The sequence below is a fragment of the Azospirillum isscasi genome (assembly GCF_030849505.1).
GTDB classification, from domain to species: Bacteria; Pseudomonadota; Alphaproteobacteria; order Azospirillales; family Azospirillaceae; genus Azospirillum; species Azospirillum isscasi.
Genome location: NZ_JAUJFI010000030.1, coordinates 20534 through 42915, shown reverse-complemented (window position 1 = coordinate 42915; position 22382 = coordinate 20534). Strand labels below are relative to the sequence as shown.

At 68.8% G+C, this 22382-nt stretch carries 28 protein-coding genes; 22 read left to right on the top strand and 6 right to left on the bottom strand.

What is annotated here, in order from left to right; translation table 11 throughout:
* The 20 genes from QSG27_RS08890 to QSG27_RS08795 form a co-directional block, all read left to right on the top strand.
* The coding region (locus tag QSG27_RS08890) for a DNA -binding domain-containing protein (RefSeq protein ID WP_306705250.1) at positions 1 to 257 on the top strand (257 nt) is incomplete at its 5' end.
* 136 nt (positions 258 to 393) lie between these two features.
* The gene (locus tag QSG27_RS08885) at positions 394 to 636 is read left to right on the top strand and encodes a helix-turn-helix transcriptional regulator (protein ID WP_306705248.1); all 243 of its coding nucleotides are present in this window, start codon (positions 394 to 396) and stop codon (positions 634 to 636) included.
* 12 nt (positions 637 to 648) lie between these two features.
* On the top strand, positions 649 to 1665 hold the full coding sequence (locus tag QSG27_RS08880) for a replication initiator protein A (protein ID WP_306705246.1): 1017 nt from the start codon (positions 649 to 651) through the stop codon (positions 1663 to 1665).
* On the top strand, positions 1662 to 2300 hold the full coding sequence (gene parA / locus QSG27_RS08875; protein WP_306705244.1) for a ParA family partition ATPase: 639 nt from the start codon (positions 1662 to 1664) through the stop codon (positions 2298 to 2300). Before QSG27_RS08880 ends, parA begins: the two co-directional genes overlap by 4 nt.
* On the top strand, positions 2297 to 2530 hold the full coding sequence (locus QSG27_RS08870) for a chromosome partitioning protein ParB (RefSeq protein WP_306705242.1): 234 nt from the start codon (positions 2297 to 2299) through the stop codon (positions 2528 to 2530). Before parA ends, QSG27_RS08870 begins: the two co-directional genes overlap by 4 nt.
* The gene (locus QSG27_RS08865) at positions 2527 to 3180 is read left to right on the top strand and encodes an AAA family ATPase (RefSeq protein ID WP_306705240.1); all 654 of its coding nucleotides are present in this window, start codon (positions 2527 to 2529) and stop codon (positions 3178 to 3180) included. Before QSG27_RS08870 ends, QSG27_RS08865 begins: the two co-directional genes overlap by 4 nt.
* A gap of 357 nt (positions 3181 to 3537) precedes the next feature.
* Positions 3538 to 4278, top strand: a complete 741-nt coding sequence (locus QSG27_RS08860; protein ID WP_306705238.1) for a hypothetical protein — start codon at positions 3538 to 3540, stop codon at positions 4276 to 4278.
* A complete protein-coding gene (locus QSG27_RS08855) occupies positions 4275 to 4622 on the top strand; it encodes a hypothetical protein (RefSeq protein ID WP_306705236.1) in 348 nt (115 codons plus the stop codon). Before QSG27_RS08860 ends, QSG27_RS08855 begins: the two co-directional genes overlap by 4 nt.
* Positions 4623 to 4633: 11 nt before the next feature.
* Entirely contained in the window at positions 4634 to 6112 is a 1479-nt protein-coding gene (locus QSG27_RS08850) for a type IV secretory system conjugative DNA transfer family protein (protein ID WP_306705234.1), read from the top strand.
* A gap of 16 nt (positions 6113 to 6128) precedes the next feature.
* Entirely contained in the window at positions 6129 to 6473 is a 345-nt protein-coding gene (locus QSG27_RS08845) for a hypothetical protein (RefSeq protein WP_306705232.1), read from the top strand.
* Complete coding sequence (locus QSG27_RS08840; protein WP_306705230.1) at positions 6470 to 7507, top strand: CpaF/VirB11 family protein; 1038 nt, start codon at positions 6470 to 6472, stop codon at positions 7505 to 7507. Before QSG27_RS08845 ends, QSG27_RS08840 begins: the two co-directional genes overlap by 4 nt.
* Positions 7491 to 7781 (top strand): hypothetical protein, encoded by a 291-nt coding sequence (locus QSG27_RS08835; protein ID WP_306705228.1) that lies wholly within the window; start codon positions 7491 to 7493, stop codon positions 7779 to 7781. The genes QSG27_RS08840 and QSG27_RS08835 overlap by 17 nt, the downstream gene beginning before the upstream one ends.
* Before the next feature lie 3 nt (positions 7782 to 7784).
* Positions 7785 to 8117, top strand: coding sequence for a VirB3 family type IV secretion system protein (locus QSG27_RS08830; RefSeq protein ID WP_306705226.1), 333 nt, complete (start codon positions 7785 to 7787; stop codon positions 8115 to 8117).
* Between the two features lie 22 nt (positions 8118 to 8139).
* Positions 8140 to 10611 carry a conjugal transfer protein TrbE gene (locus QSG27_RS08825; protein ID WP_306705224.1) on the top strand — a complete coding sequence of 824 codons (2472 nt, stop codon included), beginning with the start codon at positions 8140 to 8142 and terminating at the stop codon, positions 10609 to 10611.
* On the top strand, positions 10608 to 11513 hold the full coding sequence (locus QSG27_RS08820; protein WP_306705222.1) for a hypothetical protein: 906 nt from the start codon (positions 10608 to 10610) through the stop codon (positions 11511 to 11513). Before QSG27_RS08825 ends, QSG27_RS08820 begins: the two co-directional genes overlap by 4 nt.
* 3 nt (positions 11514 to 11516) lie before the next feature.
* Positions 11517 to 11711 (top strand): hypothetical protein, encoded by a 195-nt coding sequence (locus QSG27_RS08815; RefSeq protein ID WP_306705220.1) that lies wholly within the window; start codon positions 11517 to 11519, stop codon positions 11709 to 11711.
* A 6-nt stretch (positions 11712 to 11717) separates the two neighbouring features.
* Complete coding sequence (locus QSG27_RS08810) at positions 11718 to 13022, top strand: type IV secretion system protein (protein WP_306705217.1); 1305 nt, start codon at positions 11718 to 11720, stop codon at positions 13020 to 13022.
* 6 nt (positions 13023 to 13028) lie between these two features.
* A complete protein-coding gene (locus tag QSG27_RS08805) occupies positions 13029 to 13799 on the top strand; it encodes a hypothetical protein (RefSeq protein WP_306705215.1) in 771 nt (256 codons plus the stop codon).
* Positions 13796 to 14755, top strand: a complete 960-nt coding sequence (locus tag QSG27_RS08800) for a TrbG/VirB9 family P-type conjugative transfer protein (RefSeq protein ID WP_306705213.1) — start codon at positions 13796 to 13798, stop codon at positions 14753 to 14755. The genes QSG27_RS08805 and QSG27_RS08800 overlap by 4 nt, the downstream gene beginning before the upstream one ends.
* A complete protein-coding gene (locus tag QSG27_RS08795; RefSeq protein ID WP_306705211.1) occupies positions 14752 to 15753 on the top strand; it encodes a TrbI/VirB10 family protein in 1002 nt (333 codons plus the stop codon). The genes QSG27_RS08800 and QSG27_RS08795 overlap by 4 nt, the downstream gene beginning before the upstream one ends.
* Positions 15754 to 15818: 65 nt before the next feature.
* Here QSG27_RS08795 and QSG27_RS08790 read toward each other — a convergent pair whose 3' ends face one another.
* From QSG27_RS08790 to QSG27_RS08775, 4 genes are all read right to left on the bottom strand, one after another.
* On the bottom strand, positions 15819 to 16316 hold the full coding sequence (locus tag QSG27_RS08790; protein ID WP_306705209.1) for a DUF305 domain-containing protein: 498 nt from the start codon (positions 16314 to 16316) through the stop codon (positions 15819 to 15821).
* A gap of 97 nt (positions 16317 to 16413) precedes the next feature.
* On the bottom strand, positions 16414 to 17130 hold the full coding sequence (locus tag QSG27_RS08785; RefSeq protein ID WP_306705207.1) for a copper resistance protein B: 717 nt from the start codon (positions 17128 to 17130) through the stop codon (positions 16414 to 16416).
* Between the two features lie 65 nt (positions 17131 to 17195).
* The gene (locus tag QSG27_RS08780) at positions 17196 to 18992 is read right to left on the bottom strand and encodes a copper resistance system multicopper oxidase (protein ID WP_306705205.1); all 1797 of its coding nucleotides are present in this window, start codon (positions 18990 to 18992) and stop codon (positions 17196 to 17198) included.
* 11 nt (positions 18993 to 19003) lie between these two features.
* A complete protein-coding gene (locus QSG27_RS08775) occupies positions 19004 to 19579 on the bottom strand; it encodes a cupredoxin domain-containing protein (RefSeq protein ID WP_306705203.1) in 576 nt (191 codons plus the stop codon).
* A gap of 491 nt (positions 19580 to 20070) precedes the next feature.
* On the opposite strand from QSG27_RS08775, the gene QSG27_RS08770 reads away from it, so the two are divergent.
* On the top strand, positions 20071 to 20280 hold the full coding sequence (locus QSG27_RS08770) for a hypothetical protein (protein ID WP_306705201.1): 210 nt from the start codon (positions 20071 to 20073) through the stop codon (positions 20278 to 20280).
* A 114-nt stretch (positions 20281 to 20394) separates the two neighbouring features.
* Here QSG27_RS08770 and QSG27_RS08765 read toward each other — a convergent pair whose 3' ends face one another.
* Positions 20395 to 20556, bottom strand: a complete 162-nt coding sequence (locus QSG27_RS08765) for a hypothetical protein (protein WP_306705199.1) — start codon at positions 20554 to 20556, stop codon at positions 20395 to 20397.
* A 178-nt stretch (positions 20557 to 20734) separates the two neighbouring features.
* On the opposite strand from QSG27_RS08765, the gene QSG27_RS08760 reads away from it, so the two are divergent.
* Positions 20735 to 22006 (top strand): type II restriction endonuclease, encoded by a 1272-nt coding sequence (locus QSG27_RS08760; RefSeq protein ID WP_306705196.1) that lies wholly within the window; start codon positions 20735 to 20737, stop codon positions 22004 to 22006.
* 110 nt (positions 22007 to 22116) lie between these two features.
* Here QSG27_RS08760 and QSG27_RS08755 read toward each other — a convergent pair whose 3' ends face one another.
* Positions 22117 to 22293 (bottom strand): hypothetical protein, encoded by a 177-nt coding sequence (locus tag QSG27_RS08755; protein WP_306705194.1) that lies wholly within the window; start codon positions 22291 to 22293, stop codon positions 22117 to 22119.
* Positions 22294 to 22382 lie beyond the last annotated feature (89 nt).

Sequence of the window (22382 nt, the reverse complement as noted above, 5' to 3'; positions counted from 1 at the left end):
CGCCGCCGCCCGAGCTGACGCCCTATCAGGCCAGCCTGCTGCGCCACGCCCTGCAGGCGCTCGACGCCGCCCTGGCCGGCGCCAGCCTGCGCGACACCGCCGAGGCGGTGTTCGGTCCAAAGCGGGTGGCGGCTGACTGGTTCCGCTCCAGCCCCCTGCGCGACCAGGTCCGCTACCTGGTCCGCCGGGGCCGGCGGCTGATGGCCGGCGGCTACCGCGACCTGCTGGCCAGCCGCCTCGGGCGCGGCCAGCGGTAAACCGCCGCGGGGAGGGGCCGGGGGACTCCGGCCCCGCCGGTCTTTCCCCTCCCCGGCGCTTTTGTGTTTCCGCGAGCCTTCCGCCATCGCGCCCCGCCGTTCCCGGCGGCGCGCTCCGGAACACGGAGGCTCGACCATGCACGACACCGCCGACGACCTGCCGCACCGCTTCCTGCGCACGGCCGAGGCCGGACGCTTCCTCGGCCTGTCCGGCCGGACGCTGGAGAAGCACCGCGTCTACGGCACCGGCCCGCGCTATCGCAAGATCGGCGGGCGCGTGGTCTACGCGCTCGACGATCTGAAGGCCTGGGCCGACCGGGGCCTGCGCACCTCCACCTCCGACCCCGGCGCCGGCGCCGTGCGGCCGGCCCGCCGCTGAGGGGAGGCGGCCATGGAGAACGCTTCCCATCCCGCCCGCCGCACCGTCATCGCGGTGCGCGACGTGGCCGACCTAATGGTCTGGCCGTGGTTCAGCCTCGCGAAATCGCCGCGCCACACGCCCATCGCCTTCGAGCAGGGGGCGGTGCGCATCCGGGTCGAGCCGGCCGGCGCCCTCGGCATCGCCACCCTCTGGGACGCCGACGTGCTGGTCTGGGCGGCCAGCCAACTGACCGAAGCCCTCGACGCCGGCCGGACGCCCAGCCGGCATCTGGAAACCCCGGCGTATCCGCTTCTGCGCTTCCTCGGCCGCAGCGTCGGCCGGCACGATTACGCGCTGCTGCGCGCCGCCTTCGACCGGCTGGCGGCCACCCGCATCGAAACCACGCTGCGCGCTGGGCCGGAGGGCCCGGCCCGCTTCCGCTGGCTGGAGGGGTGGGAGCCGACCGCGGCCGGGGTCCGCCTGACGCTGCCGGACTGGCTGTTCACGGCGGTGTGCGAGCGTCGCGTGCTGACGCTCGACCCCGGCTACTTTGCCCTGACCGGCGGGGTGGCGCGCTGGCTGTACCGGCTGGTGCGCAAGATGGGTGGCTGGCAGCGCGGCGGTGGCGCCATCGGGTTGCACCGCCTGCACGCCCGCAGCGGCAGCCCGGTGCGCCCGGCCGAGTTCGCCCGCCACATCCGGCGCATCGCCGCGTCCGGCCTGCCGGGCTACCGGCTGTCCATCGAGCGGGGCGGCGGCGAGGAACGCTTGCTGTTCTCCCGAGAGCGGACCGCCGCGAACCTGTCCACAGCCCCCTGTGGACAATCTGTGAATGATGACGGGACATCACACCTATCGGAAATCGGGAGATCGCCATGCCGACTCGCGGGAGAACGCCACCCCGACTCGGAGTCAAGTCCTTGGCCCGCTTCACCGATTCGCCCCTATAACTTATATAACTTAAACAATAACAGACTCTTGGCGGCTGACTCCTCGACTCCTCCGCCTGTGGATAAGTCCTCCGGTCCGGGGAGGACGCCGCGATGATCGTGGCCTTCCTCAACCAGAAGGGCGGGGTCGGCAAGACGACGCTCGCCCTCCACCTCGCCGGCGAGCTGACCCGGCTCGGCCATCGTGTCCTGCTGATCGACGCCGATCCCCAGGGCTCGGCGCTCGACTGGGCCGAGCAGCGCAACCGCGAGGGGTTGCCGCGGCTGTTCGCCATGGTCGGGCTGGCGCGCGAGACCCTGCACCGCGAGGTGCCCGACTTGGCCTCCGGGGTCGAGCACGTGGTGATCGACGGGCCGCCGCGGGTGACGGCGCTGGCGCGCTCGGCGATCCTGACCGCCGAGCGGGTGCTGATCCCGGTGCAGCCCAGCCCGTTCGACGCCTGGGCCTCGGCCGAGCTGCTGCGCCTGCTCGACGAGGCGCGCGGCTGGCGGCCCGGCCTGTCCGCCCGCTTCCTGCTCAACCGCTGCATCGCCCGGACCCGGCTGCTGCGGGATGCCCGCCGCGAGTTGGCCGGGGTGGTGCCGCCGGCGATGGCGGCGTCGGTCGGCCAGCGCGTCGTTTTCGCCCGCTGCATCCGCTCCGGCCGGCTGGCCTTCGAGAGCGAACCGGGCTCCACGGCGGCGCGTGAGATCGCGGCGCTGGCCGCCGAACTGCTGGAGACCGGGCCATGAGCGGGGAACGGATCGGCTTCGGCGCCCGCCCCGGCGCGCCCGACGCCTGGGTGCGCCGGGGCGAGGGCGGGCCGGCCAAGGCGGAGGTCTACACCGCGCGGCTGACGGTGGACGTCACGCCGGAGCTGCGCGGGCGGATCAGGATCGCCGCCTTCCGCCGGGGTGTCACCATGGCGGCGCTGCTGCGCGAGCTGCTGGAAACCCGCTTCGCCGGGGAGGAGGGGGCATGATCGCCGCCCTGGTCAACCTGACGCCGGGGGTGGGTCGCACCACGCTGGCGGTCAACCTGGCCGGCGAGTTGGCACTCCAGGGCAAGCGGGTGGCGCTGCTCGACGTCGATGGCGCCTCGGGCGTGCGGGAGTGGGCGGGGATGCGGCGGCGCAACGAGCTGCCGGCCCTGTTCGACACCGTCACGATCACCAGCGCCCAGTTGCGCTGCGGGCTGTGGGGGCTGGGCACCAGCTTCGACCACGTGGTCATCGACACCCCGGCGCGTTCGTCGGCAGCGGTGCGGGCGGCCCTGCTGGCGGCGGAGACCGTGCTGGTGCCGACGCCGCCGGACCGGTCTGCGATCCAGCGCTGTGCCGCCACCATGCAGCTGGTCGTCGAGGCGCTGGCGGCTGAGCCGATGCTCAGCGCGTCGCTGGTGCTGACCCGGGCACCGGAGGGGGTGCTGGTGGAGCCGGGCACCGAGGCGGGGGTGCTGGGGCTGCGCCTGCCAGTGTCGGCGGTGGTGGTGCGGCAGCGGCTGGCCTTTGCGACGAGCCGGAACACCGGGCTGCTGGTGCCGGAGCTGGAGATGGCCGGGCGGGCCGAGGCCGACGTCCGCGGCCTCGTCTCCGAGGTCTTCGGCCTCGGATCGGTCCCGGTGGCGGGCTGATCGGGCAAGGCGGCGGTCGGCTTTGCCCTGGCGCGAAGCCGATCGCACTACGGCGTGCAAAGACAGGAAATCGGACGGGATGTCCAAGCTTATGCGGGTTTCTGTGAGGGGGTATGGAAGAAGAGAAATTAACAGCCAGCAAGATAAAGGCGCGGTTCGCCGTCGTTCGTGGTCGTTGATTTCCATAAGATTTTCCTGTGTACGCGCTATCGGAGGCGAACATTGGCGAACATGTCCGTCAAAGTCCCGATAATCCCTTTGAATTCTGTTAAGATAGTGGTTTTCGCTGCATCGTCGATCCGGTTTTGTCTTCCGGCCGGCCGTGGGGCCGGTCCTGGTTCGCGGAGGAGCGCAGGCATGCGGTGGCGCGGGTCCATCTTCGACGGCCTCTCGGCCGACGACGGCTTCAAGGCCCGGATGAAGGCGCTTGCCGACCGTGGCCGGGCGCTGGCCCGCGGCTATGTCCGCCGCTCCGAGCGCCGGGTTCGGGTGCGGGCCGCGCCGGCCAGCCCGAACGCCTACGCCCGTCCGGTCAACGTCAAGCTGCTCTACCACGACCGCGCCCGCGGCGCCTTCCCCAACTCGGTCGCCGTGCTGGCCAACTACCTCGCCAAGGACGGCCCGCTGTTCGACCGCGACCGGCTCGGCATCGACAAGGGCGAGGTGGCCGCCGCCTGGTCGGACGACCGCCGCGTCTTCCACGTCATCGTCAGTCCGAACGACGGCCACCGCATCGACGACATGGTCGCCTACGGCCGCGAGGTCATGACCGCCTGGGAGCGGCGGGTCGGGGAACTCGAATGGGTGGCGGCGGTCGAGCGCAAGCCCGACATGGCGCACCCCGACGGCAACCAGCACCTGCACGTGATGATCCGCGGCGTCCAGGACGACCGCGACCTGTACTTCGAACGCGATGTCGTCACCCACTGGTTCCGGCACGACGCGGTGGAGGTCACCACCCGGACGCTGGGCTGGATGGACGAGCGCGAGCGGCAGGCTTACGAGCGCCAGCTCATCGACATGCAGCGTCTGCGTGAGGAACGCGGCCGTGAGATCGGGCGCGACGGCCTGGACGATCTCGGAGGGCGCGAGCTGTGACGCGGCCCCTCCTTCTCACCCTGCTTGGTTGCTGTGTTGCGTGGCTGCTGTCGGTGGCGATCGTCACCGAATTGGTCGGCTGGCTGTTCGGCTGGCCGGCCGCCTCCGGCGGGCTGCCCATCGGCGGCATGGTGCTTTATTGGCCCGGCCAGTTCCTGACTTGGCGCGGCCTGCTGGCCCCCGGCCACCGTTGGATCGTCACCGTCGCCGTCGTGGTCTGCACCGCCACCGCCCTGGCGCTGGCGGTGCGCATCGGCCTCGCCCTGCGCGGCAACCGCGGTCCCCGCTTCGGCGCCGGCCGCTGGGCCGACGGCGCCGACGTCCGCCGCAGCGGCCTTCTGTGACGGGGGCGGCAATGACGGACTCCTGCATCGTCCTCGGCGCCTGGAACAGCCGGCCCCTGCGTGAGCGCACCCTGCAGCCGGTGCTGGTGATCGGCCCCACCGGTTCGGGCAAGACCACCACCACGGTGCTGCCCACCCTGTTCGCCGGCTGGCGCGAGAGCGCCGTCGTCTGGGACTTCAAGGGCGCCATGGCCGGCGACAGCGGCGCGGCGCGCGAGCGCTTCGGCGACGTCGTCGTGCTCGACCTCGCCCGGCCCGGCGGTCCTCGCTACAACCCGCTGATGGCGGTGCGCCCCGGCCCGCATCTGGTGCCGGACTGCCAGCACGCCGCCCGCATCCTCACCGAGGGCGAGAAGGAGGGGCACTGGCGGAACGCCGCCTTCTCCTACCTCACCGGCGTCTTCGTCTACCTCCTCACCGCCGCGGCGGATTCCGAAAAGTCGCTGGCGGGTGCCCGTCGGCACATCCTGCTCGGCGACGACGGGCTGACGCTGATGCTGGCCGAGGGCGTTCACCCCACCGCCCAGCGCGCCGCCCAGGAGCTGTGGGACAAGAGCGTCGCCGCCGATACTGAGCCGGACGAGGACGGCAAGAAGGACGGCCCGGCCCGCAAGGGCGGGCGGGGTGGGGCGGTCGACAAGAGCCTGCATTACCGCAAGTCGGTCTACGTCACCGCCTCGGTGCTGCTCGCCGAGTTCGAGGACTCCGTCCTGGAGGCGCAGACCGCCGCCAGCGACTTCTCGATTTCCGACCTCGTGGCCGGCGAGCGCCCGGTGACGCTCTACATCGTCGCCCGGCCGATGGACGCGCGGCGGTTGCGGCGGGTCTTCACCCTGATCCTCACCCAGATGATCGACTTCCTCACCGTCGACCGGTCACTGGCCGACGACGGCCGGGCGCGGCGCTGGCGGTTGCTGGTGGCGCTGGACGAGTTCCTGCAGTTCCGCATGCCCGAGGCCGCGGAATGGATCCGCTACGTCCGCGAATACGGCATCCGCCTGCTGCTGCTCGCCCAGAGCCTGGGCGAGGTGGAGGAGCGCTACGGCAAGGGTCTGACCGCCAACTGCCGGCTGGTGGTGTTCCGGCCGAACTCGTCGGACGAAGCCGAGCGGATCAGCCGCATGGTGGGCGAGGCGATCGAGGAGGTGCCGACGCGCTCGACCTCCAAGGGGTTGCTCGACCTGATGCCGACAGTCAGCCGTGGCGTGCGGGTCGACCGCCGGCCGGTGCTGCCGATGCACGCGGCGCTGGAGATGGACGGCAACGACCTGATCGTCTTCGGCTACGGCAAGCCGATCCGCGCCACCCGCCTGCATCCCTACGCCGATCCGGTCTGGAAACCCTTCTACGGCCCGCCGGTCCGCGGCTGGACGCCCCGGCCCGAGGCTAACCGCTGGTTCGGTGTCCCGGGCGGGCAGGGGGGCGGACCGGACGTCTCCGCGAAGCCGGCGCGCTCCATCCGCCCGTCCCGCCGCAAGACCATCGTGTGAAGGGAACCGCCCCACCATGAGCCACGACGCTGACACCCCGGGCAAGTTGCGCCACATCTCCGCCCGCATCCCCGAGGCTTTGGCCCGGCAGATCGAGATCGTCCAGGAGCGCCACCGGCTGCGCCACTTCGCCGAGGCCGTCGCCCTGGTGGTCGACCGCGGCCTGTCGGCGCTGGCCCGCGCCCGCGTTGAGGAGGACCAGATCGAGGCCACCATCCTGCGCATCGAGGACATGGTGGTGACCCAGCTCGCCCTGCTCAACGTCGGGTTGGAGGTGGACGCCGAGGCGGTGGCGGAGACCCGGGCGGCGATCCTGGAGGAGTGGAAGCGCCGCGGCCGCCGGCCGGGAGGCGCATCATGACCGAACTGGTGGTGATCGACGAGCCGGCGCGGCGCGAGATGCTGCTGCTGGCGCTGCGCCGGCTGATGGACGGGCTGTTCGGCGACCTGCTGTCCAGCGAGGACGTCGCCAACGTCCTGGTGCTGCCGCCGCTGCGCGGGCAGGGGGCCTGCCGGGTGCTGGTCAAGAACGGCCCCTCGCCGGAGTTCGTCCGCGAGGCCGACCCCGATCAGGTCCGCCGCTTCCTCGCCTACGTCGCCGGCTTCCAGCGCAAGGAGCTGCGCCGTGACCGCCCGACCCTCGACGTCACCCTGCCGGAGACCGGCGAGCGCATCCACGCCGACATCGAGCCGGTCACCACCGGCCCGGCCTGCTCGATCCGCAAGCCCTACCGTGGCCGCATCACGCTCGACGACTGGGTGCTGTCCGGCGCCGCGACAACACTCCAGGCGCGGCTTATCCGCCGGCTGATCGACGGGCGCCGCACGCTGGTGATCGCCGGCGACGTGGACACCGGCAAGACCACGCTGCTGCGCGCCTGCCTGGAGGAACCGGCCTTCCGGGACGGCCTGCCGGCGGTGCTCCAGGACCCCTACGAGTTCGAGCCGCCGTGCCCGCACGCCTACGCCATGGTCGCCGACCCGTGGGCCGATCCGCCGGTCACCCTGGAGACGCTGGTCGCCAACGCGCTGCGCGTGCCGATGACGCATCTGGTGCTGGGCGAGGTGCGCCGGGCCGAGGCGCGGCAGATGGTGGTCGGCTGGACCACCGGGCACCCGGGGCTGTGCACCGTGCACGCGGGCTCCGCCTGGGACGCGCTGGACCGCATCGCCCAGATGGTCGGCCTCGGCGGCGTCGCCATGGACGCCCTGCAGATGCGCTGGATCGCCAAGGCGGTGCACGCGGTGGTGCACCTCGCCCGCCGCCCCGACGGGCGCCGCTTCGTGAACGAGATCGTCCGGGTCGAGCGCTTCGACCCGGACCACGGCTTCGTCCTCCGCCCGTTGGGGGCGGGGGAGCCTGACGGTGGAGGTGAGCATGCGGAGCAACGGTAACGTGCGCTGGGGATTGGCCCTGGCGTTGACGATGGCCGCCCTGAGCGGGCCGGTACGGGCGCAGGTGATCGCCAACCTCGGGGCCGAGCTGCTGTCCTGGCAGGCGGTGTTCGACACCAACTTCGTGCCGATCGCCGTCACCGCCGGCCTGCTGCTGGCGCTGGTCGCGGCGATGTTCTCTCGCATCGCCGGGGTGGTGGTGTTCGTCTTCACCGTGGCCGGGGCTGCCGCCTACGGGGCGCGCGACGCCATCATCGCGCTGGCGGGGGGCTGAGGCATGGACACCCCGCTGCCGCTGCCGTCCGTTCCCGAGGGCTGGGAGAAGCCGGTGCGCCGCACCTCGGTGCGGCCGACCAAGCTGCCGCTCGGCGTGCCCATGGAGCTGCTGGCCATCGCCCTCTGGCTGGCCGCGGAACTGTGGCTGGCCCTGGGTGCCATCCCGCAGGCGGTGGCGGGGTTCCTGCTCGTCTTCCTGACGGCGCGGTATCTCACCCGCCGCGATCCCTGGTGGCTGGAGATCGTCCGCCAGAACGCCTCGGCCTGGCTGCTGCGGGCGCTGCGCACCCGTGGGCGTTCGCTGGGGATCTCGTCCTACCGCGCTCCCCGCTGACCGGAACGAGGACCATTCGACGATGCTTGACCTGACCGTTTTCGACGACGGCTTCGACTCCCTGTCCCGCCATCTGCCCTGGGACTGCTTCGTGTGGCCCGGCGTGGTGCTGCTGGAGGAGGACGGCGTGCTGATGGCCGTCGTCGAGTACGGCGGGCGCGACCAGGACGGCCAGGACCCGGCCGAGCGGATGCAGACGGCGCTGGCCGCCGGCAACGTGCTGTTCCCCTTCACCGGCGGCTGGACCTTCCACTTCGAGATGCAGCGGCGCGAGGTCGGTGGTTATCCGCGCTCCACCGGAACGCACCCGGTGTCCGAGCTGATTGATCGGGAGCGGCGTGACCGCCTCGACGACACCGGCCGGCAGCTTCGTACCCGCACCTTCGTGGCGATCACGTATACGCCGTCCCGGCCGACGACTCGCACGGTGGCGTCCTGGTTCACCCGCAACCCACCCGAGCGCGCCAAGCCGGACGTCATGCGCGACCACGTCGAGCCGTTCCGCCAACTGGTGCTCCAGTTCGCGTCCCTGCTCGGCCGCGCGGTGGGGTGGGCGCGCATGCTGGACGATGACGGTGTGCAGACCCTGCTGCACAACTGCGTCTCGCCGCTGTACCAGCGCCACGTCACAGCCCCCGACCTTCCGGGTTTTCCGATCAAGGCCAACCTCGTGGACGTCGGCTTCAAGCCCGGCTCGTTCCCGGCCTGGAGCAACGGCGGGACCGAATGGCCGGTCCGCCTGATCGGGATCGGCGGTTACCCCAAGGTCAGCCACCCCGGCTTGCTCAACGTGCTGGACAAGCTGCCCTTCGAGTTCCGCTGGTCGGTGCGCTTCGAGGCGATGGACCACGTCCAGGCGCGCGGTGTCTTCGCCGCGCTGTGGCGCAAGCACGACGACACCTCCTACGACTGGCGCTCCGTTCTGCTGCGCGCCGTCGGCGGCTTCACCGCCCTGCGCCACGACCCGGTCGGCGTCATGGAAGCGCTGGAGGCCGAGGCGGCACGCCTGGAGGCCGAGCAGGCCGGCACCAGTTCCGGCTGGATGACGCCGACCGCCGTGCTGTGGGGCCGTTCGGTAGAGGAGGTGGAGGAACGCCGTGACGAACTGGTCAAGGCGCTGCGCACGCTGGGCTTCTCCATCATCGAGGAGACCTGGGGCGCCGAGCGGGCGTGGTACGGCACGCTGCCCGGCCATGTCCGCCCGAACCCGCGCAAGGTGCCGCTGACCCAGGTCCAGCTCGCCGACTTCCTCATCCTGTCGTCGGCCTGGGGCGGGCCGGAGCGCAACCCGTACCTCAAGTGCGATCCCCTCATGCAGTTGGAAGCCGAGGGTGGCACGCCGCTGATGCTCGACATCCACCAAGGGCAGGATGGGGCGGCACTGGTGATCGGCCCGCCGCGCACCGGCAAGTCCACCGTGCTCGCCTTCATGGGGCACCAGTTCCTCGCTCGGGTGCCGAACGGGCGCGTGGTGTGGATCGACGTCGATGCCACGGAGAGCACGTCGCTGGTGGCGACCTGGGCGGCCGGCGGCGAGTTCCTCTCGATGGGCTCCGGCGACGCGGTGCTGGGCGACCTCGCCTTGCAGCCGCTGGCCGACGTCGACACCCCCAACGGCTTCGCCTGGGGTCATGGCTTCGTCATGGACCTGCTGCGCCTTCAGGGCGTGTTGGGACCGGGGAACCTTTCGTCGGCCGAGGCCGGCGACGCAGTGGACGCCGCCCTGCACCTGCTGGCCGTCTCGCCACCATCCGAACGCACGCTGTCGCACCTCGCCCATCTGGTGCAGGACAACATCGTCCGCATCGCGCTGGAGCCGTACTGTCGCGGCGGTCCCTACGGCGACCTCGTCGATGCGGTGGAGGACCGCTTCCTCGGCTCCGCCTGGACCACTGTGGACATCGGCGCGCTGATCGACCGTGGGCCGGGTGCGGCACCGGTGATCAAGGCGCTGTTCCGCCGCTTCTATCGCCTGTTCGAGGATGGCCGGCCGACCCTGTTCCTGGTGGACGAGGCGTTCAAGGCCTTGAAGCACCAGCCGGCCGAACTGGACGAGCTGCGCCGGCGCGGGCCGAAGAAGAACGTCGCCCTGGTGCTGGCCACCCACCAGCTCGACGACATCGAGGGCTCGGCCATCGCGGCGATGCTGAAGACCATCCAGGTCCTGGTGCTGCTCGCCAACCCCAACGCCGCCAAGCGGAGCATCCTGCGCGACTGGGGGCTGAACGCCACCCAGGCCGGCCAGGTCGCCCGCGCCATGCCGCGCCGCGACATCTTCTTCAAGACCCCCGAGGGCAGCCGGCTCGGCCAGCTGACCCTCGATCCGGCCGCACTCGCCGTCTGCGGCTGCGGCGGGGCCGCCCACAAGCGCCGGGCTTTCGAGCTGAGGGCCGACGTCGGGCCGCAGCGTTTCGCCGCGGAATGGCTGCGCCGCAACGGCCTGAAGGACACTGCCGACACCCTGGAGACACCTCATGAAGGAGGACCATTATGAACACCCGCTGGATGCGCACGTCCACGGCCATGGCCGTGGTTCTCGCCGTCACCATCGGTTCGCCGCCCCCGGCCCACGCCTTCCTGGGCGGGCTGCTCAACAGCTTCTTCGGCGGTGGTGGCGGAGGCGGCTGCTTCTCCGACGGGGGCGACGGGCTGTTCGGCACCGCGCTGTCCGTCGCCGTCGGCTACGTCACCGGTGGCGCCGCCGGGGCCGCCATGGGGGCCGGCTCCAGCCTGACGGGGAGCGGCGGCTCCCAGGCGCTCGGCTGCCCGATCATGGAGAGCGAGCCCCTGATCGTCGAGGGCATGGTTCAGCGCCAGGAGGTCGAGATCATCGCCCAGACCGCGCACATGCTGACCCAGATCGACAACATGATCCGTATGCGGTCCCTGTCGGATCTCGACACCCGCGTCGCGGTGGCCGTCCGGCTCGGCGACGCCCGCCGTGCCGCCGGCCTGGTGGACCGGGTGCTGTGGAGCCTCGACGGCGTCGGCCAACAGTTCGCCGACCTCTACCCCGACGCCCTGCCAGAGGGGATGACCGCCGCGACGCTCGCCGAACACCAGGCCGAGCAGGCGCGGCTCGCCCGCGACGCCAGCCGGGCCAGCAAGCTGGTCTCGGCCGACGTCATGACCGGTATCGAGGGCTACCCGGCGCGCGCCCAGGCGCTGATGGCGGCGCTGAAGGACTGCGATGGCCAGACCTGCGCCATCGACGCCGGCACCCAGGCGACGTTGCTCAACGCCGAGGTCGCCGGCCAGCTGCTGATGATGCAGGCGGCCCACCACCGGGCGGCAGAAGCCCAGCTCGACTACGAGCAGGCCGCCGTCGAGCGCGCCCGCCAGCACACCCGCATCAATTGGCAGGGCCTCGACACCTATGGCGCACCGGGGAGCTGAATCATGACCGCACGCTCGATTCTGATCGCGCTGGGCGTGATGCTGCTGGTCAGCATCGCCAGCGCCGTGGCCCTGACGCTCTACGCTCGCTCCGACGACGGCGCGTCCGCGCTGGAGCGGCTGGAGCGCAGCAACCCGGCCTGGAAGGGCATCGGCCGCTACCAGACACCGGTGCCGGCCGATCCTGTGCGGGAGTGACCGGCCATGGACGTCAGCGGCCTGTCGACCGCCCTGCACCAGCTCACCGCCGCCGTCATCACCGGGCTCGGCCTGCTCGGGCCGGACGTGCAGACCGCGCTGCGCCTGCTCATGATGCTGTCCTACACCCTGGCGTTGCTGCTCTGGGTGTTTGAGGGCAAGGCGGCGGTGCATGGCCCCTTCCTGCGCATGTTGCTGAAGTTCGCCGCCATCGGCGCCCTGGTCGAGTGGTTTCCCGCCGGCTCCGCCGCGCTGATGCAGGCCGCCGCCCAGCAGGGGCTCAACCTCGGCCCCGGCGGTGGCTTCTCCCTCGACGACCCCGGCTACATCGCCCACCTTGGCATCCAGGCGGTCATCCCGCTGATGCAGCGCGTCAAGGAGATGCTGGGGCCGGTCGATTTCTTCCTGAACTTTGTCGAGATCGTCATCTTCCTGCTGGCCGCCCTGGTGGTGATCGTCAGCTTCTGCATCCTGGCGATCCAGGTGTTCCTCGCCTTCCTGGAATACCGGCTGCTGTCGCTCGCCGCCTATCTCGCCATCCCCTTCGCCGTGCTCGGCCCCACCAGCTTCGTCGCCGAGCGCGCCATCGGCTACATTGCGGCCTCGGCCCTGAAGCTGCTGGTGCTCGGCTGCGTCATCGCCATGTGCAGCGCCACGCTGCTGGCGCTGACCTTCCAGGGCACGCCGACGCTGGCCCAGGCCTTCGGGGTGGCGGTGCTGGCTGCCGCCATCTTCGTGCTGGCGATCAAGGCGCCGCGCGCCGCCGCCGGCCTGGTCAACGGCGGCCCGGTGATGGACGGCATGACGGCGCTGGCCGCCCTGTGGACCGCCGGCTGGCTCGGCGCCCGCAGCGTGGTCGGTGGTGCCGCGGCATCCTCCGGTGCCGCCGGCAGTTTGGCCGCGGGTGGTGTCTCGGCCCTCGGCCTGCTGCGCACCGTCGCCGGTGGCGCTACCGGCTCGATCGGCACCATGCCCGGTGCCGGCACTGGCTCGGCGGGCGGTTCCGGCGGGACTGGCCGGCAGTATCCGGCCGGCCGTTTTGGCGGAAAAGGGCAGGGGGGTGCGTCCCGTTCCGGTGGCGGCTGGGACAAGCCGATGACCGACGCCCAGCGCGGCGAGCTCGACCGGCTCTCCGCCGGCCGCACTGTCGATCCCAATCTCACCCGCGGGCAGGCCAGCCGGCTCATCGAACGCTGGGGCGGAGAAGAGTCGTGGCTGCGCCGCTCCGCCTCCAACGCCACCGAACGGCCGCAGGACCCGCCGGGCAAACCATCCGGCCTGGACCGTCCGGCCGGCGACAAGGGAGACTGATCCGTCATGAAGGAGCGCGTCGTCAACGTCTACGACCCGCCGCCGGCCGCCGTGCCGGACAGCGCGAAGTACCTCGCCGCCATGACCTACCGCGCCAGCCGCGAGGCCAAGGCGCTGCGGCTGAAGCGCTGGACCTTCGCCCTGGCCGTGCTCGGCCTGTCCTGGGGCTCCCTGATGACCTGGGACAACCTGCGCATCGCGGGCCTGCTGGTGGAGATTGCCAAGTACAAGCCGGTCTACCGCGTCGAGCAGGCGATGGACGGCCACCAGCGCCTCGTGCTGCTGGACAACACCATCACCGTGACCAAGGGCGCCCGGATCAACGCCGTCCAGTGGTTCGTCCGCTGGCAGCGGCAGATCGGTACCGACCCGGTGATGCTTGCCAAGGACCGCGCCGCCGCCCGTGCCCGATTGATCGGCGACGCCGAGCGCAAATGGGACGCCCTGCTGGCGGCCGACCTCGCTCCGGCCGAGGGCTGGACCCGCGACGTCGCCGACATCCGCGTCCAGGAGCGCGAGGCCGACTCCAAGACCGGCACCTCGGCCTTCTACGTGGTGTGGACCGAGACGGTGTACCGGGACTTCAAGCCGCGCTCGAAGATGCTGATGAGCGCCGCCGTGGTCACCGTGGACGGCCCCTCGCGCGACGGTGCGCTCGACGGCGTCTCGATCTCCGGCTTCTCCGAGCCCAGCGGCACCCCGCTGAAGGCCGAGGCCAAGGAACCGGCCAAGGCCCACCCCATTCCCCCGTCCGAAACGATGGAGCCCCAGCCATGAGACTCCCCGTTTCCCTGCTGGCGCTGCCGCTGCTCGCCGCCTGCGCCATCGAGCCGCCCTCGGCACCAATCGCCGGCCCCGTCCCCCCGCAACGCCCCTACACCCTGGCCGACCTGCACATCCCGCCGACGGCGATGGAGCGGGAGCCGAAGGAGAAGGCCGGACCGCGGCCGTCGCGGGCGCAGACCCGCAGCTGGGTCGGGCAGGCCAACGAGGCCGCCCTCGACCTGCCGAGTCTGACCTGCTTCAAGGGCAAGAGCTGCGAATATTGGTACCAGCCCGACCTGCAATACCTCGTCTACATGGCCGAGGGGAACCAGACGCTGGTCTGTCTGAAGCCGGGCGAAGTGGTACGCGACATCGTGGCGCCAGGCGCCCAGGTGTGGATCCCCCACCAGCCCTACAGTTTCGGCAAGGGGCCGCAGCGCACCGAATGCATCGCCTTCATGCCGCGCCGCGCCGGCCTCAACCAGCAGATCTCCCTCTTCACCAGCGAGCGGAAATACGACCTCAACGTCGAGACCCACCGCCGTGTCCACCACGTCGAAGTACGCTGGCGCTACCCCGAGGACTATCTCGCCACCCTGAACGGTCAGGCGGCTGTCCTTCCCACCACCGCCGCGGGCGACCAGCGCGACCGCACCACCGAACTGGCCTACCGGGACCGCCGCTGCGCCTACACGCTGGAGGGAGACACGCCGGAGTGGCGGCCGGTGCCGACCCCCGACGGCCAGCCGCCGGTGTGCGACGACGGCGAGGTGACGGTGATCAACTTCACCCCCGGCGCGCTCGGCGCCTACGGGGCGCCGGTCCTCTGGCGCATCGGCGCCGACGGCACCCGTATCCCCGTCCAGTACGGCCGGATGAACGCTACCTACCGCGTCGCCGGCATCCACGACCACCTGCTGCTGGCGATCGGCGCGCAGGAGGTGCACATCCGGAGGACCCGCCCGTGACCGCAACCAACGACACCCCGCCGCCGCTGCCGCCCGATCCGCTGGCCCGCCACCGGGTGATCACCTCCGGTCCGCACGTCGTCCGCATCTTGCTCGTGGTGGGCGTCGTGATCGGCCTGGGACTGGTCGCCTACATGCTGGGGCGCAGCCAGGGGACGGGCGGCCTGCCGAAGCTGTCCGCCGCCCTCGGCCCGACCCTGCCCGAGTCGCGGTTGCCCAGCTACGAGGACATGGCGCCCCGGCCGGCGCCGACCCCGCCACCGGCTCCTCGCATCGAGAAGAGGGAGCCGGCCCCGCCGCCGCCCCGGCCGCAGGCCAAGGCGGTCCCGAAGGAGGACGAGTTGCGCAAGAAGGCGATGGAGGCCGGCGTCGGCGGCTGGAGCCGCAAGGAGGAGGACAAGGGTACGGCCCAGGCCGGAGCGTCGGACTTCGCCGCCGCCGGGTCCGACTGCCTCGTGCCGCCGGGCACGCCGATCCCCCTGCTGACGGTGAACCGGGTGGTGACCGAGCGCGGCGGGATCGTCACCGCGCGGGTGACGCAGGACGTCTGGGACGCCGGCTTCGCCTGCTTGGCGGTGCCGGCCGGCTCGGTGGTGACGCTGGACGTGGGCAGCGGCGTCACCAAAGGGCAGACGCGCATCGAGGTGGCCAACCCGGTGATCACCCGGCCCTGGCCGCGCAACGACACGGTGCGCGTCGCCGCCATTGGCTCGGACATCACCGGTGCGGCGGGGCTGGCCGGCTCGGTGCAGGTGCCGTGGCTCCAGACCGGCTTGCTGATCGCCGCCAGCGCGGCGGTGGACGTTGCGGCGGCGGCGCTGACTGGGGGCGGCAGCCTGATCGGCGGCATCCTCGGACACAGCATCGACCGCCCGCTCGACAAGGCGGCCAAGGACCTGCTCGACCGGGCGCCGGTCATCACCCTGGATGCCGGAGAGCCGGTGCTGCTGCTGTTGCGCAATGAACTGAGGGCGAACGATTTTAATCGTAGAAATTGACCCAGAGCATTTTGCTCAGCCTAGGATTTAGAAAGAATATTAGGAATTATTTGGATGAATGACATTTAGTAGTGTTTTAGGATGTTCTGCATCTGTTCAATTTCCTGTTGCTGAGATTCAATGATCTGTCCGCACAACTGAACGATTTCAGGATCTGTGATTGATGCCTGCTTGCAGACCAGGATAGCCCGTGAGTGATGTGGGATCATCGCCTTTAAAAACTGCTCGTTTCCAATGAAGGCTTCGGTGCGGCCGAGCCAGAGGGTGGCGACGAACAGAAGCCCAAAACCAACCAGCAATGTAATGTTCACTTTCTTGTCTGGAAGCATCCCGCCCATGAGAGCCAGCATGAGCATCGCCATGGGAGCAAGCATCAATAAAGCCATATAAAAATTGCTAATATTTGTGTAGAAATGATCAAATTTTTCTATAAACGCCATTGTTAGAATGAACATAACAATGAGATTTATCGATAGAATGACTGCAAATCTTCCATAAGACATATTTTGCATCCTTTTGTCTGTTGCTTCGGGGGCTTGGAAGCCGACATCACTCGAAGCCAAGTGGTATGAACGTGTTGGCGCAGTCCATTAGCTTGATCTGGATGACCTTTGGCGCTGTTTGAAACGGGCCGGCCGTTCGTACGGCCGGCCCGGTGAGTTAGAACCAGAACCGGACACCGGCGACGAAGGCCAAGTCGTTTGGATCCTCGCCGTGATCACGGGCTATGTTGGCGGTCTCGCCCAGCTTGCGTTCCCAGTTCACGCCAACGTAGGGAGCGAATTCCTTGGTGACCTCGTAGCGCAGCCGTAGACCGAGTTCGACGTCGTTGATGCCCTGGCCGACATGAAGGGCCGACACCCGATGTGCTGAAGCGTTCATCTCGGCGAAGGGCTGGAGGACCAGCTTCTGCGTGATGAACAGGTCAGATTCCGCCTCTATGCGGGCGCTGAGGTCACCGTCCTCGCTGACGAAAAGCTGGGCGGTCACATCGAAGAAGTATGGCGCCAACCCCTGGAACCCGAGCACGCCGTAGGTCGTCTGCGGTTCCGGCCGCAGGTCGTGTCGCACGCCGACCTGGACGTCCCAGAATTCCGACACCATGCGGCTATAAAGAAGCTGGAGCTCGGCTCTCTCCAGCTTCCCATCGACCACCTTGCTGCCTTCGGAATTGAACCAGAGCTTGTTGGTGTCGCCGCCGATCCAGCCTTGGATATCCCAGTCCACCGAGTTCTGACCATCACGCCAGCGGTGCTCCAGGCGGTCGACCAGGAGCGTTCCAAGGATTGGCGGCTCCTCGTGAAACCGTTCGGACTGGTGGTCCAGCCGGGGTTCGTCTGCGGCCCGTGCGGCTCCCGTCGAGAGCACCAGGACCATGGCTACGGCCGTGAGCGCGGCCCTTCCCGGGCTCGTCATTGTCGTTCGCATGTCTTGCTCCCAGGTCAGAGGCTCGCGGTCCTCGGCTCGACGATGAAGCGCGTCATCATGCCGGAGGCCATGTGGTAGAGGAGATGGCAGTGGAACGGCCACTCGCCGGGTTCATCCGCAGTCAGTTGCACCGAGGTGACCTGTCCCGGCGGTACGAGGACGACATGCTTTTTCGGCATCCGGTCCGTCTGGCCGTTCTCGAGCTCCACGAACATCCCGTGCAGGTGCATGGGGTGAGCCATCATGGTCGTGTTGACGAACTTGATGCGGATACGATCACCATAGGCGACGCGGATGGGTGCGCCCTCATCGAACTTCTCACCGTTCAGAGTCCAGATGTACCGGGACATCATGCCCGTCAGTTGGATCTCGATCTCATGGGTTGGCGCTCGCGGCTCCCTGGCCCTGAAGGACTTCAGATCGGCGTAGGAGAGCGCCTTGGCATCCGGCGGCGTACCGGCGTCGGCCCACCCGACCGCTTGATTCTGGCTTGCCGTCGAGCCGTGCTCCATCCCAGGCATGTTGCCGTGGTCCATGCCGGCCATAGAACTGTGATCCATGCCCTGCATCGAGTTCTGGTTCATTCCGGGCATGCTGCCGTGGTTCATCCCTGGCATGGAGCTGTGGTCCATGCCCTGCATCGAACCATGGTCCATCCCGGCCATAGGGTCGTGGTCCATCCCGGCCATAGGGTCGTGGTCCATGCCATGGGTCATGCCCATGTCGGCCATGGTCAGTACGGCCCGCGGGCGCCGTTCCGGGATTTCGCCCTCCATCCCCTGACGGGTCGCGATCGTGGCCCTGGCAAAGCCAGTACGGTCGATTGGCTCGGCGAAGAACGTGAAGGGCTTGTCCTCGGTGGGCATGACGATGACGTCGTAGGTCTCGCCGACGCCGAAGCGGAACTCATCCACCTTCACCGGCACCACATTCTGGCCATCGGCGGCCACGACCGTCATCGAAAGGCCAGGGATGCGGACGTCGAAGATCGTCATCGCCGAGCCGTTGATGATCCGCAACCGTATGCGTTCCCCTGGTTTGTAGAGCGCCGTCCAGTTGTCCCGGGACCCTTTGCCGTTGACGAGGAATCGGTAGCCGGTCACATCGGCGAGATCGGTCGCGTCCATCCGCATCTTGCCCCAATCGAGCCGGTCGCGCATGGCGGAGCCGAGGCCATCGCGCCCAGCATCCCGGAAGAAATCCACCAGGGTGCGCTTGCCGTTGTTGTAGTACCCTTCGCTGACCTTGAGCTTGCGTAGCACCGCCTCCGGCGCTTCGGGGGTATGGTCGGAGAGCAAGACAACGTAGTCGCGGTCGGCCCGTACCGGGTCGCGGTCGGCGGGTTCGATCACGATGGCGCCGTACATGCCCTCCTGTTCCTGCGAGGCGGAGTGGCTGTGGTACCAGTAGGTGCCCGCCTGCCGAAGCTTGAAGCAGTAAGTGTACGTCTGTCCCGGCATGATCGGCTGGTAACCGTTGAATCCGGGAGCGCCATCCATGACGCCCTGGATCAGCAGCCCGTGCCAGTGGATCGAGGTGGGCTCGTCCAGCCGGTTGGTCACGTGGACGATCACCTCCTCACCCTCGCGCCAGCGGAGCGTCGGCGCCGGAATCGAACCGCCGATGGCGATGGCGTTGCTGGTTTCGCCGTCGATGGTGATGCGGGTCCGTTCGACTGGCAATTCAAGGGGTGGGCCGGACGCCGCGAAGGTGCGGCGTCCGGGATAGGCCGTGACGATGCCTGCCAAGCCTGCCGCTCCGGCGAGTTTCAGGGCATTGCGGCGGGAGAGGCCGCGAGGTGCGGTGTGCATATCGTCCCCCCTCAGCGCTGGACGTCGACCTTGCCGACCATTCCGGACTCGTAATGGCCAGGTATGTTGCAGGCAAACTCAAGGGTGGTGTTCTTGGTGAACTTCCAGGTGAGATCTTTGATCTTGCCGGGTTCGATGAGGGCGCTGTTCGGGTCGTCATGCTTCATGGAGACTCCTTCCATACCCGGCATCCTGGAATGGTCCATACCCGCCATGCCCTTGTTTATGCCGGTCGGGGTGAGCATCCCGTGTTCCATCATCGTCGCCATTTCCTTCTGGTGGGCGGCATGCATGGCGGCGGTGCCGATGTTGAATTCGTGCAGGAACTCGCCTTTGTTCGTGATGAGAAAGCGGACCGTCTCCCCCGCTTTCACCTGGACGGCATTCGGCTCGTAGTAGTTGTCGCCCATCGTGATCTGGATGGTGCGCGTCTTGGCGGTCGCTTTGGCGGGTTCGCCGATGGCGGCGGTGTCGTGCTTGTGTCCGGCCTCGCCGGGGGCGGCGAAAGCGGCAGCAGGCGCAGCGATGAGAGTGGTGCCGGTCATCAGCGCGGCGACGGTGCTCAGAGTACGGTTGTACAGGCGCATCTTGGACGTCCTTCATCCCGTGGCGGTTCCGATGCGGAACCGCCACGAAGGCTCCTCCTTCCGGCGCTGGAGTTGGTGGTTGGCCGGAACTGGAGGTGATGGAATGGGAGCCAGCGAGCGATTCGACGAGGGCCGAGCCCGGGAACGGAGCCGGTGATCTGGAGCAGGCGGCTCCGGGCGGCAAGCGCCATTGGTGCTCGCCGGCAGCCGTTCCTGGTCAGAGGCCGTGGTCTGGTTCGACGCTGGTGTTGGCCCGTCCTGCTATCGGGACGGGTTCGCGAAGCCTCACCCCGCGTTGCTCACGCGGATCGGCTTCAGGCAACCGGTCTCGGCGGACGGCGCAGCGGTGAAACGGTCCGGTCGCGAAGCGTGTCGTCCCCGAACTGCAAGCAAGCGGCTGCCCATTCGATTGGAGCTATTTGCAGTTGGGCAGGCGCCAGGGCGGACATGGCACAGGCCATGACGCAGCATCCGTTATGGGTGAGCTTGGAATGGTCCTGATCGTAATCCTGGTGACCGCCGTGCTCGCGGTGTTCCGCCTGCGTATCGCAGTCGGTCGCGGGATCGGCCTCCGTCGTGACCACCTGATGGGACATAGCGGCGGTGGCGGCTACGGGCATGGCGAAGCCGCCCCAGCCGACGAGGAGGAAACCGAACAACACAGCCGTCAGGAGACGAGTGAGACGCATGCCTGCCGTTGAACCCATGTCCGCGGATCATGCCCGTGATGTTTCACCATAACTGCGCCGCCATCGGGAGTGCAAGTCAAGCCTTGGTCGCGCGGCGATGCTCAGGCCGTTCCGGCCCCGGCAATCTCACGCCGTCTTGCCGACGTCGTACCAAGCGTCCCCGATGGCCACTCTGCCGGCTTTCAGGTCTGCGAGGGTGGGTTCGGCCCCTCGCACCGCCACCACGGCCGTGGTGGCGGTGCGGGCGCAATGACCACAAGTCATTTCGTCGGCCTTCAGCTTCCTCATCCCTGCCTCCCTGGTTCACTCTTGCCTTCACCGTGGTGCTTCCAGCCGCTGGAAGGTCAAGTATTTTTCTTCGACGATTGCCCGGAGCGGCTTCGTGACATGATGAGTAAACCCGCGACAGTTGCAGAGCTGCGGGGCGCTGTCCTAATCTGGGCAGGAGGAAAAGAAGGAGCGCACGGTGTCCCAGCCCTTGAGAGCCCTGATCCAGCGTTGGCGGGACGATCCGGGAGCCACCTACCGGTCCTGGTTTCTCTGGGAGGAGCGGGTAAAGAACTTCCGCTCGATCCGCCGAGGCATCCAGCAGGTCGTGGCCGACATTGAGGCCGGCACGTTCGGCAACGCCTACCGAGGGTCGTCGCTGGAGACGGTGGTGCACTCCATCGCCGAACAGCGCCAGATCTTCAAGGGTGCGGATCACGCCTTCCTATGGAAACCCAAGCTGCGCATTCCGGATATCTACGAGAACTCCGACAACCAGCGCGCCTTCGGCCGTTTGCTCGACGCCTGTGTCTGCTGCAACGCCGAGGCGCAGATCCTCGCCGCCATCCGGCAGATCGACGCCAAGCAGATCAAGGGCCTTGGCCCAGCCGTGGCGAATCTGCTGTATTTCCTGCATCCAACCCTGATTCCGCCGTTCAACACGGCCATCGTCAACGGTTACAACGCGCTGACCGGTGCCAAGGTCAAGCTCGGCCGATGGGATGAGTTTCTGGCCATGCGCCAAGGCATTCTGGCGCTGAACGCCGGGTATCGTGACCTGCTGTCGAACGATCTTGGTGCCATCGGTGGGCTGCTGTTTGACGTCGGCTCCGGCCGCTACGCTCCGCCGCCCCGCGAGGACGACGTCGCGGCACGGGTGGCGTGGGAGGCTGATCTCGCCAAAGTGCGCGAGGAGAGCGCAAAGGCGTCCAAGGTCCTGATCGCCGGGCGCGAAGGTGACCGGACCCACACCGAAATCCAGGGCTGGCTGCGTGATTTGGGCAAGGCGCTGGGCTATGGCGTTTGGATTGCCGCCAACGACCGCAGCCGCCCCTATGGCGGAGGCAAGCTGGCCGATGGCTGCCTTGAGAGGCTTCCCGACATGGTCGAGCGGGCGTCCGGCGCCGACGCCGTCCGCCTGATCGACGTGCTGTGGCTGGACCCGGCGCAGGACCGCGTCGTCGCCGCCTACGAGGTCGAGCATTCCACCTCGATCTATTCGGGCATCGTCCGCATGCTCGATTTGGCTTTGGGGACGGACGCCCACGCGCTCGAAGGGCTGTTCCTGGTTGCGCCGAACGGACGAGAGGAGGAGGTGCGGGCGCAGCTGTCCCGCCCGGCCTTCTCCCGCGTCGCCGACCTCAGAGTCCGCTATCTCCCATACGGAGAACTGGAAAGCCATCGCGACTCGATCGCTCGGTTCGGATCCGGCATGAAGGCGATCCACGCCATATCGCGGACGCTGACCTGATCCGGCAAGACCGGCCCGGATGGGCAGCCCTGCTGAACCGGCTTGTAAAGGAGGCAGCGGAACGGCGGACGTACATCGCACCACAGCGGCGGGTCCTGCGTCGGAGCCGATCACGGGTGGGAGGAGGGCTGGCCCTTGCGCATGATCTTCGAAGGCAGGTCGAACAGCATGATCAGCAGCGCCGTGAACAGGGGAGGGGAGCAGCAACTGCCACGAGCAGCCGACTGCGTGTGCAGGCGCCTGAACCGGTGCAGATAGGGAGACAGGTGGCGGCCCACAGACAGCATCGTACAATCTCCAGCTCAGCGCAGCCCCGGCTGCAACCGGGACCGCCTTGGGATTCCTCATGTTTCGGATTCTAAAGCTTCGGCGGCCT

What these genes read in the sequence shown, in the direction of transcription:
- QSG27_RS08850 (WP_306705234.1), top strand. Translation starts at nt 4,634, where the DNA reads ATGACGGACTCCTGCATCGTCCTCGGCGCCTGGAACAGCCGGCCCCTG.
- QSG27_RS08860 (WP_306705238.1), top strand. Translation starts at nt 3,538, where the DNA reads ATGCGGTGGCGCGGGTCCATCTTCGACGGCCTCTCGGCCGACGACGGC.
- QSG27_RS08775 (WP_306705203.1), bottom strand. Translation starts at nt 19,579, where the DNA reads ATGCGCCTGTACAACCGTACTCTGAGCACCGTCGCCGCGCTGATGACC.
- parA (WP_306705244.1), top strand. Translation starts at nt 1,662, where the DNA reads ATGATCGTGGCCTTCCTCAACCAGAAGGGCGGGGTCGGCAAGACGACG.
- QSG27_RS08780 (WP_306705205.1), bottom strand. Translation starts at nt 18,992, where the DNA reads ATGCACACCGCACCTCGCGGCCTCTCCCGCCGCAATGCCCTGAAACTC.
- QSG27_RS08765 (WP_306705199.1), bottom strand. Translation starts at nt 20,556, where the DNA reads ATGAGGAAGCTGAAGGCCGACGAAATGACTTGTGGTCATTGCGCCCGC.
- QSG27_RS08755 (WP_306705194.1), bottom strand. Translation starts at nt 22,293, where the DNA reads ATGCTGTCTGTGGGCCGCCACCTGTCTCCCTATCTGCACCGGTTCAGG.
- QSG27_RS08825 (WP_306705224.1), top strand. Translation starts at nt 8,140, where the DNA reads ATGCTTGACCTGACCGTTTTCGACGACGGCTTCGACTCCCTGTCCCGC.
- QSG27_RS08840 (WP_306705230.1), top strand. Translation starts at nt 6,470, where the DNA reads ATGACCGAACTGGTGGTGATCGACGAGCCGGCGCGGCGCGAGATGCTG.
- QSG27_RS08805 (WP_306705215.1), top strand. Translation starts at nt 13,029, where the DNA reads ATGAAGGAGCGCGTCGTCAACGTCTACGACCCGCCGCCGGCCGCCGTG.
- QSG27_RS08835 (WP_306705228.1), top strand. Translation starts at nt 7,491, where the DNA reads ATGCGGAGCAACGGTAACGTGCGCTGGGGATTGGCCCTGGCGTTGACG.
- QSG27_RS08880 (WP_306705246.1), top strand. Translation starts at nt 649, where the DNA reads ATGGAGAACGCTTCCCATCCCGCCCGCCGCACCGTCATCGCGGTGCGC.
- QSG27_RS08770 (WP_306705201.1), top strand. Translation starts at nt 20,071, where the DNA reads ATGGTCCTGATCGTAATCCTGGTGACCGCCGTGCTCGCGGTGTTCCGC.
- QSG27_RS08885 (WP_306705248.1), top strand. Translation starts at nt 394, where the DNA reads ATGCACGACACCGCCGACGACCTGCCGCACCGCTTCCTGCGCACGGCC.
- QSG27_RS08865 (WP_306705240.1), top strand. Translation starts at nt 2,527, where the DNA reads ATGATCGCCGCCCTGGTCAACCTGACGCCGGGGGTGGGTCGCACCACG.
- QSG27_RS08820 (WP_306705222.1), top strand. Translation starts at nt 10,608, where the DNA reads ATGAACACCCGCTGGATGCGCACGTCCACGGCCATGGCCGTGGTTCTC.
- QSG27_RS08870 (WP_306705242.1), top strand. Translation starts at nt 2,297, where the DNA reads ATGAGCGGGGAACGGATCGGCTTCGGCGCCCGCCCCGGCGCGCCCGAC.
- QSG27_RS08785 (WP_306705207.1), bottom strand. Translation starts at nt 17,130, where the DNA reads ATGGTCCTGGTGCTCTCGACGGGAGCCGCACGGGCCGCAGACGAACCC.
- QSG27_RS08810 (WP_306705217.1), top strand. Translation starts at nt 11,718, where the DNA reads ATGGACGTCAGCGGCCTGTCGACCGCCCTGCACCAGCTCACCGCCGCC.
- QSG27_RS08830 (WP_306705226.1), top strand. Translation starts at nt 7,785, where the DNA reads ATGGACACCCCGCTGCCGCTGCCGTCCGTTCCCGAGGGCTGGGAGAAG.
- QSG27_RS08815 (WP_306705220.1), top strand. Translation starts at nt 11,517, where the DNA reads ATGACCGCACGCTCGATTCTGATCGCGCTGGGCGTGATGCTGCTGGTC.
- QSG27_RS08800 (WP_306705213.1), top strand. Translation starts at nt 13,796, where the DNA reads ATGAGACTCCCCGTTTCCCTGCTGGCGCTGCCGCTGCTCGCCGCCTGC.
- QSG27_RS08845 (WP_306705232.1), top strand. Translation starts at nt 6,129, where the DNA reads ATGAGCCACGACGCTGACACCCCGGGCAAGTTGCGCCACATCTCCGCC.